Origin of the sequence: Variovorax multivorans (assembly GCF_051216835.1) — a bacterium.
Lineage (GTDB): Bacteria > Pseudomonadota > Gammaproteobacteria > Burkholderiales > Burkholderiaceae_C > Variovorax.
This window is the reverse complement of the sequence record NZ_JBPJZL010000007.1, coordinates 334,288-348,619: the sequence shown is the minus strand read 5'-3', so window position 1 is coordinate 348,619 and position 14,332 is coordinate 334,288. Positions and strand designations below refer to the sequence as shown.

Below are 14,332 nucleotides of genomic sequence, written 5' to 3'. Positions count from 1 at the left end.
GAAAAGCCCGAGCTTCGCGACCCCGGCACGCCGCGTATTGAACGAAATTGCAGCCGGCTCAGCCCTTGCCGGGTTGCTGCTCCGCCAGCCAGTTACGCAGCCGCTCCACCCCCTTCACCAGCCGCTGCGGATCTTTCGACGCGAAGCACCAGCGCAGCCAGCCCTGTGCCTCGGGCGCAAAGGCGTTGCCCGGCGCGAGCCCCAGGCCCGCCTCTGCCACAAGCCGCTTGGCAACTTCGAGCGAATCGCCGAAGCCTTCGAGCCGGAAGAAGGCGTACATGCCCCCCTTGGCCGAGGCCACCTGCACGCCCGGCAGCGCCGCCAGCAGCGGCACCAGCGTGTCGCGGCATTGCTTCAGGTGCGCCACCACGCGCGGCGTGATCTCGCTCGTGTGCGCAATGGCGGTGATGGCGGCGCGCTGCGTGAACACGCTGGCGCACGAGGTGTTGAACTCGATCAGCTTGCCGATGCCGTCCACCATCGACGGCGGCAGCACCAGCCAGCCGAGGCGCCAGCCCGTCATCAGGAAGCTCTTCGAAAAGCTGTGCGTGACGACCAGGCGATCGTCAGGCTTCGAGATATCGAGGAAGCTCGGCGCGCAGCCATTGGGCGTCGGCTCGTAGTACAGCCGCTCGTACACCTCGTCGGCCAGGATCCACGTGCCGGTCTGGCGGCAATGGTCGAGCACGGCCTGCTGCTCGTCGCGGCTCATGGTCCAGCCCGTGGGGTTGTTCGGCGCATTGACGATCAGCAGCTTCGTCTTCGACGTGACCGCTGCGCGCAGCGCGGGCAGGTCGAGTGTCCACTGCCCGTTCACCGGCACCAGCGACAGCGTGCGCACGTGCGCGCCCATGATCGCGGGCTGCGCCGTCAGGTTGGGCCACACCGGCGTCACGGCGACCACTTCGTCGCCCGCATCGACCAGCGCCTGCACCGCGAGCATCAGCGCGCTCACGCCGCCCGAGGTGACGGCGATGCGCGAGGCGTCGACCGCCGGATGCAGCCCGCTGGTGTAGCGCGCGATGGCGTCGCGCAATTCGGGCAGGCCGAGGTTGTGGGCGTAGAAGGTTTCGCCCCGCTGCAGCGACTCGATGGCCGACTGGCGGATTACTTCGGGTGTGACTTCGTCGCTTTCGCCGAACCAGAAGGCCAGCACGTCGTCGCGGCCCATGCCGGCATTGGCGACTTCGCGGATCTTCGATGCTTCGAGGTTGTGGATTGCTTCACGCATGTCTGGTCGTCCTGTTCATCATCATCGTCATCAAGGTCTCTTCATCTTGCACGAGGTCGGCAGTTCGGCACGTTCGGGGGCGATGGTCTTGACCACCCGAAAGCCGTAGCCGGAGCCCTCGACGTCGAACTGCACGCCCGGCCGGCCCTGCTTGTCCATCACGCCGACCACGAGCTGCTGCTGGAACTGGTGGTCCACAGCGCGCATGCGCCCGCGCTGGCCGTACAGGCTCACATCGGCCTGCTCCAGCGCGCGCGCCACCGGCACTGCGTCGACACTGCCCGCGCGTTCGATGGCCTGTACAAGCGCTTCGATCATCAGCGCCAGCCGCATGTGCACATAGTCTTCGGCTGGCTTCGGAAAGCGCGCGCGGAAGGCACGATAGAAGGCTTCGGACTGCGCCGTCTGCACGTTGGGCAGCCAGTCGGCCACCGCGATCACGCGCCCAATGCCCGCATCGCCGATGGCTGCGGGCGCGCCCAGTGCATTGCCGTAGAAGGTATAGAAGGTGCCGTTGAAACCGGCTTCGCGCGCCGCCTTCACCAGCAGTGTGAGGTCGTTGCCCCAGTTGCCCGTGACCACGGCCTGCGCACCGCTCGCGATGATCTTGGTGGCGTAGGGCGCGAAGTCTTTCACCTTGCCCATCGGATGCAGTTCGTCGCCGACGATCTCCACGTCGGGCCGCTGCACGCCGAGCTGCCGGCGCGCCTCGCGCAGCACGGCCTGGCCGAAGCTGTAGTCCTGCCCGATCAGGTAGACGCGCTTGAGCGCTGCGTCGTCCTTCACCACGTCCATCAGCGCGGCCACGCGCATGTCGGCATGGGCGTCGAAGCGAAAGTGCCAGAAGCTGCAGCGCTCGTTCGTGAGCACCGGGTCGACCGCCGCGTAGTTGAGGAAGATCACGCGCCGCGACGGGTCACGCTCGTTGTTCTTGTCGATGGCATCGACCAGCGCCGCGGCCGTGGCCGACGAGTTGCCCTGCAGCACGATGCGCGCGCCGTCGTCCATCGCGGCGCGCAGTGCGGAGAGCGCCTCTTCGTTCTGCCCCTTGCTGTCGTAGCGGTCGAGCTGCAGGGGCCGCGCGCCGCCGGGCAGCTTGATGCCGCCGCGCGCATTCACGCGCTCCACCGCCCACAGCAGATTGCGGAACACGGCTTCACCCGTGTTGGCGAAGGGGCCACTCATGCTTTCGATGAGAGCCAGGCGAATGGGCGCAGGTGGCGCCGAAACCGATGCCTGCGCGAGCGCGGCGAAGGGCCTCGCGCATAGCGCCAGCGCTGCGAATTTCAAGGCCTCGCGGCGCCAAATAAAGGGGGGATTCATTGTCTTGAAACGCGTGCGGCTGCGCCTAGATGAGGTGTCAAGCGGCACTCACGATTGAACGGCCGCGCAGTGTAAGGGACACACATTCCTTGTCCCCATTGTGTTGATTCAGGAGTTCTTCATCATGTTTTTCGCCCCCACCCTTCGCACCGCCCGCTTCGCTCCTCGCGCCTATGACCGCTCGTTCGAACGCTTCGTGAACGAAGCCTTCGCCGGTGCCCGCCGCTCGCCACTCGTGGAGCAGGACGACAAGAGCTGGACCCTCTCGCTCGACGTGCCGGGTTTCACGCGCGAAGACCTCGCGATCAGCATCGAAGGCGCCGTGCTGCGCATCGACAGCAAGGCCGAAGCCAAGCGCCAGTTCAAGGCCGCCTACGAGCTGCCGCAAGACATCGACGTGGCCACCAGCGAAGCGAAGCTCGAGAACGGCGTGCTCACGCTGAAGCTCGGCAAACTGGTCCCCGTGAGCCAAGCCACTCAGTTACAAATCAACTAATTTGGCCTATGCCCACAAGAGGAAAATGTTAGTTAAGGCCTCGTTTTGACTTTAAACGAGCACCTTATTCACAATAGCGCTAGATAACGTCACATGATGTGACGTTTTCCCAGAACTTTCTTCTTCGTGGGCGTCTCGTAAACGCACCGAACTCGCTACGGTGCGGTTCGGGTGCCCCCAAAGGCACCATGAAAACGCACCTTCAATCCGCCAACCCCAACGAACAATCCGACACGCTCCTGGTGTTCCTGCCCGGGGCATACCTGAAGCCCGACGAGTTCGAGCGCGAAGGGTTCATCGCAGCCGTGCGCGAACGCCATCTGGCGGCCGACTCCCTGCTGGTGGACGCGGATGTCTCCTACTACTACGAGCAGACGCTGAGCGATCGCCTCCACACCGAGGTCATCGAGCCGCAGCGCGCCAAGGGCTACAAGTCGATCTGGCTCGTGGGCATTTCCATCGGTGGCTTCGGTGCGCTCATTCACGAACTGGCACGGCCGGGCTCGGTGGACGGCATCGTGGCGCTCGCGCCCTACCTGGGGCGCCGGGTGCTCGGCGCGGAGATCAAGAAGGCCGGCGGCCTGCGCGCCTGGCAGGCGCCCACCGGGCCGCAGCCCGACGAAGAGCCCGACCGCAAGCTCTGGCCCTTCTTCCAGCAGTACCTGGAAGCCCAGCCGTCGCAGAACCTGCCGCCGCTGTATCTGGGCTTCGGGCTCGACGACCGCTTTGCCAGCAACCACAAGCTGCTGGCCGACGCCCTGCCGCCGGGGCGCGTCTTCACGACCGAGGGTGGCCACGACTGGCCGCAGTGGCGCCAGCTGTGGCGCAATGTGCTTGACGTACTGCCGCTGCCGGCAATCGGTCGATCGAAGCAACTGCTTACGCAGTCTCCGGTAGCGAAGCCTCAGCCGCTGGCGACAGCGAGGCCATGGGCCATCGCGGCCTGACGTCGAAGGCATAGCGCTCGCTCGCCTGCGACAGCCCTGACTGCAAGCGCATCGCCGCAGCCATGGCGATCATCGCGCCGTTGTCGGTGCACAGGTGCAGCTCCGGGTAGTGCACGCGCACCTTGCGCTTCGCGCATGCGGCATTCAGCTGCTCGCGCAGATTCTTGTTGGCTCCCACTCCTCCCGCAACCACCAGCCGCCTGAGTCCGGTCTGGTCGAGCGCGGCGAGCGACTTCTTCAGCAGCACCTCGACGATGGCCGCCTGCGTGGACGCTGCCAGGTCGGCCTTGTTGGCTTCGAGCTGGTCGCCGAGCTTCTTGGCCTGCGTGAGCACGGCCGTCTTCAGGCCGGCAAAGGAAAAATCGAGATCGCCGCTGTGCAGCAACGGCCGCGGCAGCTTGAAGGCCGTCGCATTGCCGCCTTCAGCCAGCTTCGCAAGCCACGGCCCGCCGGGGTACGGCAGGCCCATGAGCTTGGCGCTCTTGTCGAAGGCCTCGCCGGCCGCGTCGTCGATGGTTTCGCCGAGCAGCTTGTAGCGGCCCACGCCGTCCACCCGCATCAGTTGGGTGTGGCCGCCCGACACGAGCAGCGCGACGAACGGAAACTCCGGCGGATCGGCGCTCAGGAACGGCGACAGCAGATGCCCTTCGAGGTGATGCACCCCCAGCACCGGCTTGCCCAGCGCCACGCCCAATGCGCAAGCCACGCCGGCGCCCACCAGCAGCGCGCCTGCCAGGCCCGGTCCGCGCGTGTAGGCCACCACGTCGATCTCGCCCAGCGTGCGACCGGCTTCGGCCATGACGGTCTCGGTCAGCGGCAGCACGCGGCGAATGTGGTCGCGGCTGGCCAGTTCGGGCACCACGCCGCCGTAGGCTTGGTGCATGGCGATCTGGCTGTGCAGCGCGTGCGAAAGCAGCAGCGGCAGCGCGTCGCCGTGCGACTCGACCAGCGCCACGCCGGTTTCATCGCAGGATGATTCGATTCCCAACAAGAGCATGCCGCCGAGTGTAGGCGGCGCCCTCCGCTGGCGCCCGCGAAGGGGCAAACGGTGCCGGCCTCCACGCCCCCGGGGCACGGATGTTGCAGTGACTGAGCCAGAGCCCCGCGCCCACCCACCATGAAATCCGGACTGAGTTTTCTGATTGCCGCTCGCCGCTGCGAAATCGACGAGCTGGATCAGCTCGCCCGCACCAGCGAGCTGGTGGGCGTGATCGGCCGCCTCGTCCACGCGCTGCAGCGCGAGCGGGGCATGTCGAACATGTTCCTCACCTCGCGCGGCGCCCGCTTCGCCGACCAGCGCGGCCCGCAGATCGCCGAATGCATTGCGCTCGAGCAGGAGGTGCGCGCCGGCTTCGACCAGCTCGAGGCCGACAACCACCGCGGCGCGGGCCCCGGCAACAGCGCGCGCCTGTTCAGCCGCATCGCCTGGGTGCTCCCCGGCCTGGACGCCCTGCCCGGCCTGCGCCGCCGCATCGACGCGCTCGAACTGAAGCCCGCGCAGTCCACCGCTGCGTTCGCCAAGCTCGTCGCGGGCCTGCTGTCGGTGGTGTTCGAAGCCGCCGACGGCGCCACCGACCCCGAGATCTCGCGCCTGCTCGTCGCGATGTTCAACTTCATGCAGGGCAAGGAATTCGCCGGCCAGGAGCGCGCCTTCGGCTCCGCCGCGCTGGCGCTGGGCCGCAGCGACGAGGCGCAGCGCCTGCAGTGGCTGCACCTGATCGAATCGCAGGAGCGCTGCTTCCAGGTGTTCGCCGATTTCTCCGGCGAGGCAGTGCTCGCGCTCTGGCGCAACAGCCAGCCCGATGCTGAAGTGGTCGAGCTCGAACGCATTCGCCGGCGCGGCAACACCTCTGCCCCGGCCGACGTGCCGCTCAGCCAGGCCTGGTTCGACTGCTGCACCCGCCGCATCGACGCCATGAAGATCGTCGAAGACCGTCTGGCCGCCGACCTGCGCGCGCTGTGCGAACGCAAGACCGTGCAGGCCCGTAGCGAACTGCAGGAATACCGGCAACTGCTCGACACGCTGGCCCCGCAGGCCGGCGCCCTGTTCTTCGACGATGCCGATGCGCAGTCGGCCGCGCCTGCCCAGTTCGGCCGCCATCTCGAACGCTCGGTGCTCGACATGGTCCAGGAGCAATCGCACCGCCTGCAGGCCATGAGCGACGAGCTCGAAACCGTGCGCGCCTCGCTCAACGAACGCAAGATCGTCGAGCGCGCCAAGGGCCTGCTGATGGCGCACCGCCGGCTCAGCGAAGAAGACGCGCACAAGATGCTGCGCCAGACCGCCATGAACCAGAAGCGGCGGCTGGTCGACGTGGCCGAGTCGATGCTGGCAATGGCCGACTACCTGCCCATGCTCGACCGCGCGCCGCCGCGCTGAAGCGGCCTGGACCGTTCAACTTGGTGCAGTGCACAACAACCGTGCCATCGGCACTTCCCGGCCTGATCGGGCCCTCTCCCATGCTGTAGGGCCGCATCCCGCTACTTTCTTGATAGCAGCCCACAGCTCCCGAAGGCTGGCACACCGCTTGCAAGCAATAAGTTCGTAGGCCCCTCAATGGGTCTTCAGGCAGGCGGCACCCAACGGCGGGTGTCTCCCACCGAACCGGACAAAGGCGTCCCCATCCCGCAAGGGCTCGTTTTCGAGCAGCCCCTGCGCGGTGCGGACGCCTTTTCGTTTTTGTCTTTCTTGTTTTTGTTTGTCTTCAACCGGAGCCCCGCCCCATGACCGACCTGCTCAAAACCCGCCTCAGCCGACGCCGCGTATTGCAAGCCGCTGCCATCGGCGCCGTCGGCATCGACCCGGCGCTGCGCGCCGCCGTCTGGGCCCAGGGCTCTGACAAGCCCGAGAAGGAGGAAGTGAAGATCGGCTTCATCCCGCTGACCGACTGCGCCAGCGTGGTGATGGCCTCGGTGCTCGGCATCGACAAGAAGTACGGCGTGAAGATCGTGCCCAGCAAGGAAGCCAGCTGGGCCGGCGTGCGCGACAAGCTGGTCAACGGCGAGCTCGACATGGCCCACGTGCTCTACGGCCTGATCTACGGCGTGCACCTCGGCGTAAGCGGCCCCAAGAAGGACATGGCCGTGCTCATGACCCTCAACAACAACGGCCAGGCCATCACGCTGTCGAAGAAGCTCTCGGACAAGGGCGCGGTCGATGCGGCCTCGCTCGCCAAGCTCATCGCCAGCGAGAAGCGCGAATACACCTTCGCGCAGACCTTCCCCACCGGCACTCACGCCATGTGGCTCTACTACTGGCTCGCCTCCGCCGGCATCGATCCGTTCAAGGACGTGAAGAACATCACCGTGCCGCCGCCGCAGATGGTGGCCAACATGCGCGTGGGCAACATGGACGGCTACTGCGTGGGCGAGCCCTGGGGCCAGCGCGCCATCATGGACGGCATCGGCATCACGGCCATCACCACGCAGGACATCTGGAAGGACCACCCCGAGAAGGTGCTCGGCACCACGGCCGAGTTCACCAAGAAATACCCCAACACCGCACGCGCCGTGACCGCCGCCATCCTCGAGGCCGGCAAGTGGATCGACACCGGCCTGCAGAACAAGAACAAGATGGCCGAGACCATCGCCGACAAGAGCTACGTCAACACCAGCGTGGACGCCATCAACCAGCGCATCCTGGGCCGCTACACCAACGGCCTGGGCAAGAGCTGGGACGACCCCAACCACATGAAGTTCTACAACGGCGGCGCCGTGAACTTCCCGTACCTGTCGGACGGCATGTGGTTCCTCACGCAGCACAAGCGCTGGGGCCTGCTGAAGGAACACCCCGACTACCTGAAGGTGGCCACCGAGATCAACCGCATCGACATCTACAAGCAGGCCGCCGCAGCCACGCAGACGCCGGTGCCCAAGGAAACGATGCGCACCAGCAAGCTGTTCGACGGCTCGGTGTGGGACGGCAAGGACCCGAAGAAATACGCCGAGTCGTTCAAGCTTCATGCATAGGGAGAACAACATGGTCAGCGCAGTCTTTCACTCGCCGCTCGAAGCGACCACCGCACAGGTGACGCAGGTGGCCCCTTCCGTCGCGGCCAGGCCGGCAGCTCCAAAGCCGACACCCGCCCCGGCGCCCGAGCCCCGGGTGCGCACGCCCATCGACCTGCGCGCCTTCTGGATGCGCGTGCTGCCGCCGCTCGCGGGCTTCGGCCTGCTGCTGCTGATCTGGGAAGTGGTGGCCATGAAAAGCACCACCGGCTTCCCCACGCCCGCGGCCACCTGGCAGCAGGCCGTGACGGTGTTCAGCGATCCGTTCTACAGCAAGGGCCCGAACGACCAGGGCGTGGGCTGGAACGTGCTCTCGTCGCTGCAGCGCGTGGCGCTGGGCTTCGGGCTGGCGGCGCTGGTCGGCATTCCGGCGGGCTTTGCGATCGGGCGCTTCGAATTTCTCGCTCGCATGTTCAACCCGCTGATCAGCCTGCTGCGCCCGGTGTCGCCGCTGGCCTGGCTGCCCATCGGCCTCCTGGTGTTCAAGGGCGCCAACCCGGCCGCCATCTGGACCATCTTCATCTGCTCGATCTGGCCGATGGTCATCAACACTGCCGTGGGCGTGCAGCGCGTGCCGAGCGACTACATGAACGTGGCCAAGGTGCTGAACCTCAGCGAATGGAAGATCCTCACCAAGATCCTGTTCCCCGCCGTGCTGCCCTACATGCTGACCGGCGTGCGGCTGGCCGTGGGCACCGCGTGGCTGGTGATCGTGGCGGCCGAGATGCTCACGGGCGGCGTCGGCATCGGCTTCTGGGTGTGGGACGAGTGGAACAACCTCAACGTCGCCAACATCATCATCGCGATCTTCGTCATCGGCATCGTCGGCCTGGTGCTGGAGTTCGCGCTCATCAAGCTGGCAACGGCATTCACGTTCGAAGAGGTGAAGTCATGATCGACGACAGCAAGTACATCCAGATCCACGGTGTCGAGCAGGCGTTCAAGACGCCCAAGGGCCGCTTCGTCGCGCTGCGCGACGTGAACCTGAACGTGGCCAAGGGCGAGTTCATCACGCTCATCGGCCACTCGGGCTGCGGCAAGTCGACGCTGCTGAACCTGATCGCCGGGCTCACCACGCCCACCGAAGGCTCGCTGCTGTGCGCCAACAAGGAAATCAAAGGGCCCGGCCCCGAGCGCGCGGTGGTGTTCCAGAACCACTCGCTGCTGCCCTGGCTCACCTGCTTCGAGAACGTGTACCTCGCGGTCGAGCGCGTGTTCGCGGCCACCGAGAGCAAGGCGCAGCTGCGCGCACGCACCGATGCGGCGCTGGCGCTGGTGGGCCTCACGCCCGCCGCGCAGAAGCGGCCCGGCGAAATCTCCGGTGGCATGAAGCAGCGCGTGGGCATTGCGCGCGCGCTGTCGATGGAGCCCAAGGTGCTGCTGATGGACGAGCCCTTCGGCGCGCTCGACGCCCTCACCCGCGCCAAGCTGCAGGACGAGCTGCTGGCCATCGTGCAGAAGACACACAGCACCGTCGTCATGGTCACGCACGACGTCGACGAGGCCGTGCTGCTGAGCGACCGCATCGTGATGCTGACCAACGGCCCGGCCGCCACCATCGGCGACGTGCTCGCAGTGAACATTCCGCGCCCGCGCAACCGCGTGGAGCTGGCCGAAGACCCGGCCTACGTGCACGCGCGCAAGGCGGTGATCGACTTCCTCTACACGCGCCAGGCGCACGTGGAGAAGGTCGCGGCCTGACGCTGCGCCCGCGCCAGCACAACCGGCGTCAAGACATGATCACTTGCAGGCTGTGCTCGTACGACGCGGTAAGGCGCTCGAAGGTATCGACCAGCGCGTCGCTGGAGCGCACCAGCGTGGCACGGCCGTCAGCGCTGTCGAGCGTGCGCACGCCGCCGACCAGCCGCAGCCATTCGTCACGGGCGCTGGCCAGCGCGGCGCGGATCTCGGTGGTGCTGAGCGGCGCGTGCTCCAGTTCGAGCAACGCGGCCTCGAACTCGGCCATGGTCGGCACCAGCCGCGCGTTCGCGGCCTTCTCTTTCAGCGCGGCGGCCAGCAGTGCGTCCTTGGCCAGCCGCTGCGCACGCATGCGCTGCCGCCCGCAGATGTTGACGATGCGCAGCGCGCGCCGTGCGCCCGAGGTTTCGAGCGCCTCGGTCAAGGCCTCGGCGGCGCAGAGCAGCACTTCCGCGCGCTGGTCGATGTCGGCCAGCCCTGCTGCCGTCGGCCGTGCGGTCAAGGCAGTGGCCAGCCCGCTCCACGCGGCTTGCGCATCCCCCAGCGCCTGCGCGCCAACCGCGCCGAGCCCGAGGGCCGCCAGATGATCAAGATTCTGCTGCACCCGCTCGGCCGACTGCGTGCGCAGCACCCGCGCCCGCTGCGCGTCGATGCTGCCCAGCAGCTGCGCCGCCACGCGCACCAGACGCTGCGAGAGCATGCGCAACTGTCCGGCGCGGTTGATCGCATCGGCCCACTGCGCCGCCTCGATGACAGAGCGCGACACCTCGCCCAGACGCAAGTTGGCGTGCATCGCGGCGCCGCGCAGCAGCCCGAAGGCTTCGTCCTCGCCGATGCCGCGCGCGGACATCAGCAGGCCCTTGGCGCGGTCGACCCACTTGCGCTCGTCCATGCGGGTGCGCAGGCTCTCCAGTTCGGTGCGCAAAGTGGCCTCGCGCTGCCAGCGCGACTGGGCTCGGGCGGTCAATGCGGCGAGCGATGCGGCATCGATGGCATCGATCTGCATCCACGCGTGCACGCCGAGTGCGACCAGTTCTTCATGCTGAGCACCGCTCAACGGCGCGCTGACAAGGCTCAGCGCACACGGCGGCAGGCCGGACCACGTGCGCAATGCGTCGAGCAGCGCGGGCGTGGGCAAAGGCAGGCAGATCAAGGCCTGTCGAGGGGCCAGCGCCTCGACTTGCCGCGCGAAGCTGCCGCAATCCGCGCAGCCGAGCACGTCGAGACCAGCGACGGACAGTGCCCGCGCAAGCGCCTCGGGCAGCACGAGGCCGGCAGGTTCATCGGGCAGGACAACGAGAAGGGACATCTTGGGGAAGCGGTGTGGGAACGCACCGCGAGCATAGGCCACGCCCGCGCGAACTCGCGGGCACGCCTCTTGCATGAAACGGAGCGCGGTGTAACGAAGCACCGCTTTGGTGATGAGGCTGCAGGCTCCTGCAGCCGGCCCGGCAATTCACACGCCGTGCACACCCCCACGCCGACAGCGTCCGCTGCCGGCACTCCGCCCCCAACCCCGTCCGTCGACACGACCTCTCCAGGGTCGCGCCGCGGCTTTTCGCATCTTTGAACGCCATGTCCAGCTTCAGGAATTTCTTGCAATCAGGCCACAGCCCGACACTGTTCGCGGCCTTCCTGTACTTCTCGTTCTCCTGCTGCATCTGGGTGCTCAACGGCGCCATGGCGCCCTTCATCGGCGAAACCTTCAACCTCTCGCCGGCGCAGAAGGGCTTGATGCTGTCGGTGCCGATCATCGCGGGCGCGCTGATGCGCTTTCCGCTGGGCATCCTCTCGCAGTACATCGGGCGCAAGAAGGCCACGCTGGTCGAGATGGCGCTGATCGCGGTGGCGATGCTGTTCGGCTTCTTCTTCGTCAAGAGCTTCAACGACCTGCTCGCCATGGGCGTGCTGCTGGGCATCGCAGGCGCGAGCTTCGGCGTGGCGCTGTCGCTGGGCTCGGGCTGGTTCCCGCCGCAGCACAAGGGCCTGGCCATGGGCCTGGTGGGCGCGGGCAACGTGGGCACCGCGGTGTCGGTGCTGGTGGCGCCGCCTCTGGCGAACTGGCTGGGCTGGCAGGCGGTGTATGGCGTGGCCGCTGTCGCCATCCTCATTCCGATGGTCGTGATGGTGGTGTTCGCCAAGGAACCGCCGGACGTGAACGCCCATTCGAGCTTCCGCGAGCACATTGCCTGCCTGTTCGAGAAAGACGGCTGGGTGTTCAGCCTGATCTACGGCGTGACCTTCGGCGGCTTCATCGGCCTCACGACCTTCCTGCCCTCCTACTACTACGACCAGTTCGGCGTGAGCAAGGTGCAGGCCGGCCAGCTGACCATGCTCGCGGCCTTCATGGGCGCGGCGGTGCGCGTCGTGGGCGGCTGGATCTCCGACCGCTGGGGCGGCGTGAACACGCTGACGGTGGTGCTGCTGGTGGTGGCCGTGAGCCTCGTGCTGGTGGGCTTCTCTTCAGGCTCGCTGACCGTCACCACGCTGGTGCTGATCGTCTGCTTCGGTGCACTGGGCGCGGGCAACGGCGCGCTGTTCCAGCTGGTGCCGCTGCGCTGGCCCACAAGCACGGCGGTGGCCGGTTCGATGATCGGCGAGATCGGCGCACTGGGCGGCGGCCTCGTGCCCAACGCGATGGGCCTGTCGAAGCAGTACCTGGGCAGCTACATCTGGGGTTTTGTTTTCTTCGCGGCGCTGTCGCTGGTGATGCTGGGCGTGATGCGCGTGATGCAGATCCGCTGGACGCGCACCTGGGCCGAAAAGGGTGGACGCGCGCGCGTCACGACACCGCACGCCACGGCCACTCATATTCGAAAGACGGCACGCTCATGACACGTCCCGCCGTCTTCCGCTCAACGTGGCAGGAACAGCAGCCACACGATGAGCAGCACGTTGAACAGCACCGACACGCCAAGCGCGAGCTGGTACAGCGCGAGCGGATCGCGGCGGATCAGCGGCGTGGCGGCGGGCGCATTCACCGGGCGGGAAGCGCCGCGCTCCAGCGCGAGCAGCAGTTCCTCGGCGGTTTCGAAGCGCTCGCGCGGATCGCGGGCAACGGCCTTGCGCACCAGATGGTCGAGCCAGATCGGCACGTCGGGACGGATGCGCGAGAGTGCGACCGGATCGCGCCGGTAGCGCGCCACCTGGTAGGGCTCGATCTCGCCGTAGGGCAGATGCCCGGTGAGCCACTGGTACAGCGTGACGCCGAGCGCGAACAGGTCGCTGGCCGCGTCGGCGGTGCCGCCCTCATCCCACTGCTCGGGGTTGATGTAGCTCGGCGTGCCGGCATGCAGCTCGCGCTGGGCAGCGCCTTCGCGGCCGGACAGTGCCACGCCGAGGTCGATGATGCGCCAGCGCCCGTCGTCGCCCAGGTGCAGGTTGCCGGGCTTGATGTCGCGATGGATCACGCCCTGCCGGTGCAGCCGGCCGAGCGCACGGCTCAGCTCGATGCCGGCGGCCACCACCTCGGCCACCACACCGCGCGCATTCGCCTTGCGCAATTGCTCCAGCGTGCGCCCGCCATGCCAGTCGAACACGATGTACAGCGCGCTCGCGTTCTCGGCACGCTCGTGCACACGAACGAAACCACTGCCGCCAATACCTCCGACGCGCAGCCCCAGCCACGCCTCGTGCGCCAGCATCGCGCGTTCCTGCGGATCGCCGGCACGAGAGGGATGCAGCGTCTTCAGCGCGACCAGCTCGCGCGTCTGCGGATGCCGCGCCTGGTACAGCAGGTGCACGCCGGTGTCGGCCACCAGCGCGGTGATGGCGTAGCCGTCGAGCACGTCGCCCACTTTCAGCGCGGGCGGCGGTGCGAGCCGGCGACCGTCGCCGAGTTCGTCGTCGAGCTGGCGCGCATCGAGTCCCACCACGCGGATGACCAGCGCGGTCGCGTTGTCGCGCGTGCCGGCATCGAGCGCCGCATGCACCAGCGCCTCGCTGGCCGCTTCGGCATCGCCCTGCAGGGCCAGCGCGGCCACCTGCTGCGGCTTGAGCACGCCGTGCACGCCGTCGGAACTCAGCACGAAGCAATCGCCCACGCGCACGTCGCCCTGGGCGTAGTCGACGCGCACCTGGTCGTCCAGGCCGATGGCGCGCGTGAGCCGGCTGCGCATGTCAGGGTGGTCGAAGGCATGGTCCTGCGTGAGCGGCACGGCCGGCCCGCCGCCGGCGCGCACGCGCCAGGCGCGCGTGTCGCCCACGTGCGCCAGCGTGTAGCTCTGTCCGTGCAGCACCAGCGCGGTGAGCGTGGTGAGCGCGGTGCCGCCGTCCTGCTTGCTCTGGCGCCGGCGGTTGTGGTCGGCCAGCCAGCCGTTCTGCGCGCCGATCAGCCGGTCGAGCGCGGCGGTCGGCTCCCACGTTGCGGGCGTGGCGAAGTAGTCGGCCAGCAGGCCCATCACCGTGGTCTGCGCCGCTTCGCGGCCGTGCCCGCCGCTCGACACCCCATCGGCAATGGCCGCGATGAGGCCGCGAGCCTCGTCGCCCGGCGGCGCATGCACTGCACCGGCGAAGTCTTCGTTCAGCTCGCGCGGTCCGCGCTGGCTGCTGTAGCCGATGTCCACTTCAAAGCTCATGGCGCGATTCTGAACGCGCGCCACGGGCGCCCGTTTGCTTGATTTCCCTGAA

General features: G+C 67.6%; 12 protein-coding genes. 7 read left to right on the top strand and 5 right to left on the bottom strand.

What is annotated here, in order from left to right; translation table 11 throughout:
- Positions 1 to 58 precede the first annotated feature (58 nt).
- On the bottom strand, positions 59 to 1,231 hold the full coding sequence (locus tag ACSFCA_RS20610) for a pyridoxal phosphate-dependent aminotransferase (protein ID WP_435460686.1): 1,173 nt from the start codon (positions 1,229 to 1,231) through the stop codon (positions 59 to 61).
- Positions 1,232 to 1,261: 30 nt separating this feature from the next.
- Positions 1,262 to 2,554, bottom strand: a complete 1,293-nt coding sequence (locus ACSFCA_RS20605) for a branched-chain amino acid ABC transporter substrate-binding protein (RefSeq protein ID WP_435460687.1) — start codon at positions 2,552 to 2,554, stop codon at positions 1,262 to 1,264.
- A 124-nt stretch (positions 2,555 to 2,678) separates the two neighbouring features.
- On the opposite strand from ACSFCA_RS20605, the gene ACSFCA_RS20600 reads away from it, so the two are divergent.
- The gene (locus ACSFCA_RS20600; RefSeq protein ID WP_258350179.1) at positions 2,679 to 3,050 is read left to right on the top strand and encodes an Hsp20/alpha crystallin family protein; all 372 of its coding nucleotides are present in this window, start codon (positions 2,679 to 2,681) and stop codon (positions 3,048 to 3,050) included.
- Positions 3,051 to 3,238: 188 nt separating this feature from the next.
- Positions 3,239 to 3,997, top strand: coding sequence for an alpha/beta hydrolase-fold protein (locus ACSFCA_RS20595; protein WP_435460688.1), 759 nt, complete (start codon positions 3,239 to 3,241; stop codon positions 3,995 to 3,997).
- Here the strand turns inward: ACSFCA_RS20595 and tsaD are convergent.
- Entirely contained in the window at positions 3,930 to 4,994 is a 1,065-nt protein-coding gene (gene tsaD / locus ACSFCA_RS20590; RefSeq protein WP_435460689.1) for a tRNA (adenosine(37)-N6)-threonylcarbamoyltransferase complex transferase subunit TsaD, read from the bottom strand. The genes ACSFCA_RS20595 and tsaD overlap by 68 nt on opposite strands.
- A 120-nt stretch (positions 4,995 to 5,114) precedes the next feature.
- Between tsaD and ACSFCA_RS20585 the strand changes: the two genes are divergently transcribed.
- The 4 genes from ACSFCA_RS20585 (at position 5,115) to ACSFCA_RS20570 (ending at position 9,706) form a co-directional block, all read left to right on the top strand.
- A complete protein-coding gene (locus tag ACSFCA_RS20585; RefSeq protein WP_435460690.1) occupies positions 5,115 to 6,377 on the top strand; it encodes a nitrate- and nitrite sensing domain-containing protein in 1,263 nt (420 codons plus the stop codon).
- Between the two features lie 344 nt (positions 6,378 to 6,721).
- Positions 6,722 to 7,966: a CmpA/NrtA family ABC transporter substrate-binding protein gene (locus ACSFCA_RS20580; RefSeq protein WP_258350182.1), complete on the top strand. Its 1,245-nt coding sequence runs from the start codon at positions 6,722 to 6,724 to the stop codon at positions 7,964 to 7,966.
- Between the two features lie 10 nt (positions 7,967 to 7,976).
- The gene (gene ntrB / locus ACSFCA_RS20575; protein ID WP_435460691.1) at positions 7,977 to 8,900 is read left to right on the top strand and encodes a nitrate ABC transporter permease; all 924 of its coding nucleotides are present in this window, start codon (positions 7,977 to 7,979) and stop codon (positions 8,898 to 8,900) included.
- Entirely contained in the window at positions 8,897 to 9,706 is an 810-nt protein-coding gene (locus ACSFCA_RS20570) for an ABC transporter ATP-binding protein (protein WP_258350184.1), read from the top strand. The genes ntrB and ACSFCA_RS20570 overlap by 4 nt, the downstream gene beginning before the upstream one ends.
- 28 nt (positions 9,707 to 9,734) lie before the next feature.
- On the opposite strand, the gene ACSFCA_RS20565 is transcribed toward ACSFCA_RS20570, so the two are convergent.
- A complete protein-coding gene (locus ACSFCA_RS20565) occupies positions 9,735 to 11,012 on the bottom strand; it encodes an ANTAR domain-containing protein (RefSeq protein ID WP_435460692.1) in 1,278 nt (425 codons plus the stop codon).
- 266 nt (positions 11,013 to 11,278) lie between these two features.
- Between ACSFCA_RS20565 and ACSFCA_RS20560 the strand changes: the two genes are divergently transcribed.
- A complete protein-coding gene (locus ACSFCA_RS20560; protein ID WP_435460693.1) occupies positions 11,279 to 12,538 on the top strand; it encodes an MFS transporter in 1,260 nt (419 codons plus the stop codon).
- Between the two features lie 20 nt (positions 12,539 to 12,558).
- Here ACSFCA_RS20560 and ACSFCA_RS20555 read toward each other — a convergent pair whose 3' ends face one another.
- Complete coding sequence (locus ACSFCA_RS20555) at positions 12,559 to 14,280, bottom strand: bifunctional protein-serine/threonine kinase/phosphatase (RefSeq protein ID WP_435460694.1); 1,722 nt, start codon at positions 14,278 to 14,280, stop codon at positions 12,559 to 12,561.
- Positions 14,281 to 14,332: the final 52 nt, after the last annotated feature.

Excerpts from the sequence above, each read along its gene's own strand:
- ACSFCA_RS20610 (WP_435460686.1), bottom strand. The coding sequence starts at position 1,231 with ATGCGTGAAGCAATCCACAACCTCGAAGCATCGAAGATCCGCGAAGTC.
- ACSFCA_RS20605 (WP_435460687.1), bottom strand. The coding sequence starts at position 2,554 with ATGAATCCCCCCTTTATTTGGCGCCGCGAGGCCTTGAAATTCGCAGCG.
- ACSFCA_RS20600 (WP_258350179.1), top strand. The coding sequence starts at position 2,679 with ATGTTTTTCGCCCCCACCCTTCGCACCGCCCGCTTCGCTCCTCGCGCC.
- ACSFCA_RS20595 (WP_435460688.1), top strand. The coding sequence starts at position 3,239 with ATGAAAACGCACCTTCAATCCGCCAACCCCAACGAACAATCCGACACG.
- tsaD (WP_435460689.1), bottom strand. The coding sequence starts at position 4,994 with ATGCTCTTGTTGGGAATCGAATCATCCTGCGATGAAACCGGCGTGGCG.
- ACSFCA_RS20585 (WP_435460690.1), top strand. The coding sequence starts at position 5,115 with ATGAAATCCGGACTGAGTTTTCTGATTGCCGCTCGCCGCTGCGAAATC.
- ACSFCA_RS20580 (WP_258350182.1), top strand. The coding sequence starts at position 6,722 with ATGACCGACCTGCTCAAAACCCGCCTCAGCCGACGCCGCGTATTGCAA.
- ntrB (WP_435460691.1), top strand. The coding sequence starts at position 7,977 with ATGGTCAGCGCAGTCTTTCACTCGCCGCTCGAAGCGACCACCGCACAG.
- ACSFCA_RS20570 (WP_258350184.1), top strand. The coding sequence starts at position 8,897 with ATGATCGACGACAGCAAGTACATCCAGATCCACGGTGTCGAGCAGGCG.
- ACSFCA_RS20565 (WP_435460692.1), bottom strand. The coding sequence starts at position 11,012 with ATGTCCCTTCTCGTTGTCCTGCCCGATGAACCTGCCGGCCTCGTGCTG.
- ACSFCA_RS20560 (WP_435460693.1), top strand. The coding sequence starts at position 11,279 with ATGTCCAGCTTCAGGAATTTCTTGCAATCAGGCCACAGCCCGACACTG.
- ACSFCA_RS20555 (WP_435460694.1), bottom strand. The coding sequence starts at position 14,280 with ATGAGCTTTGAAGTGGACATCGGCTACAGCAGCCAGCGCGGACCGCGC.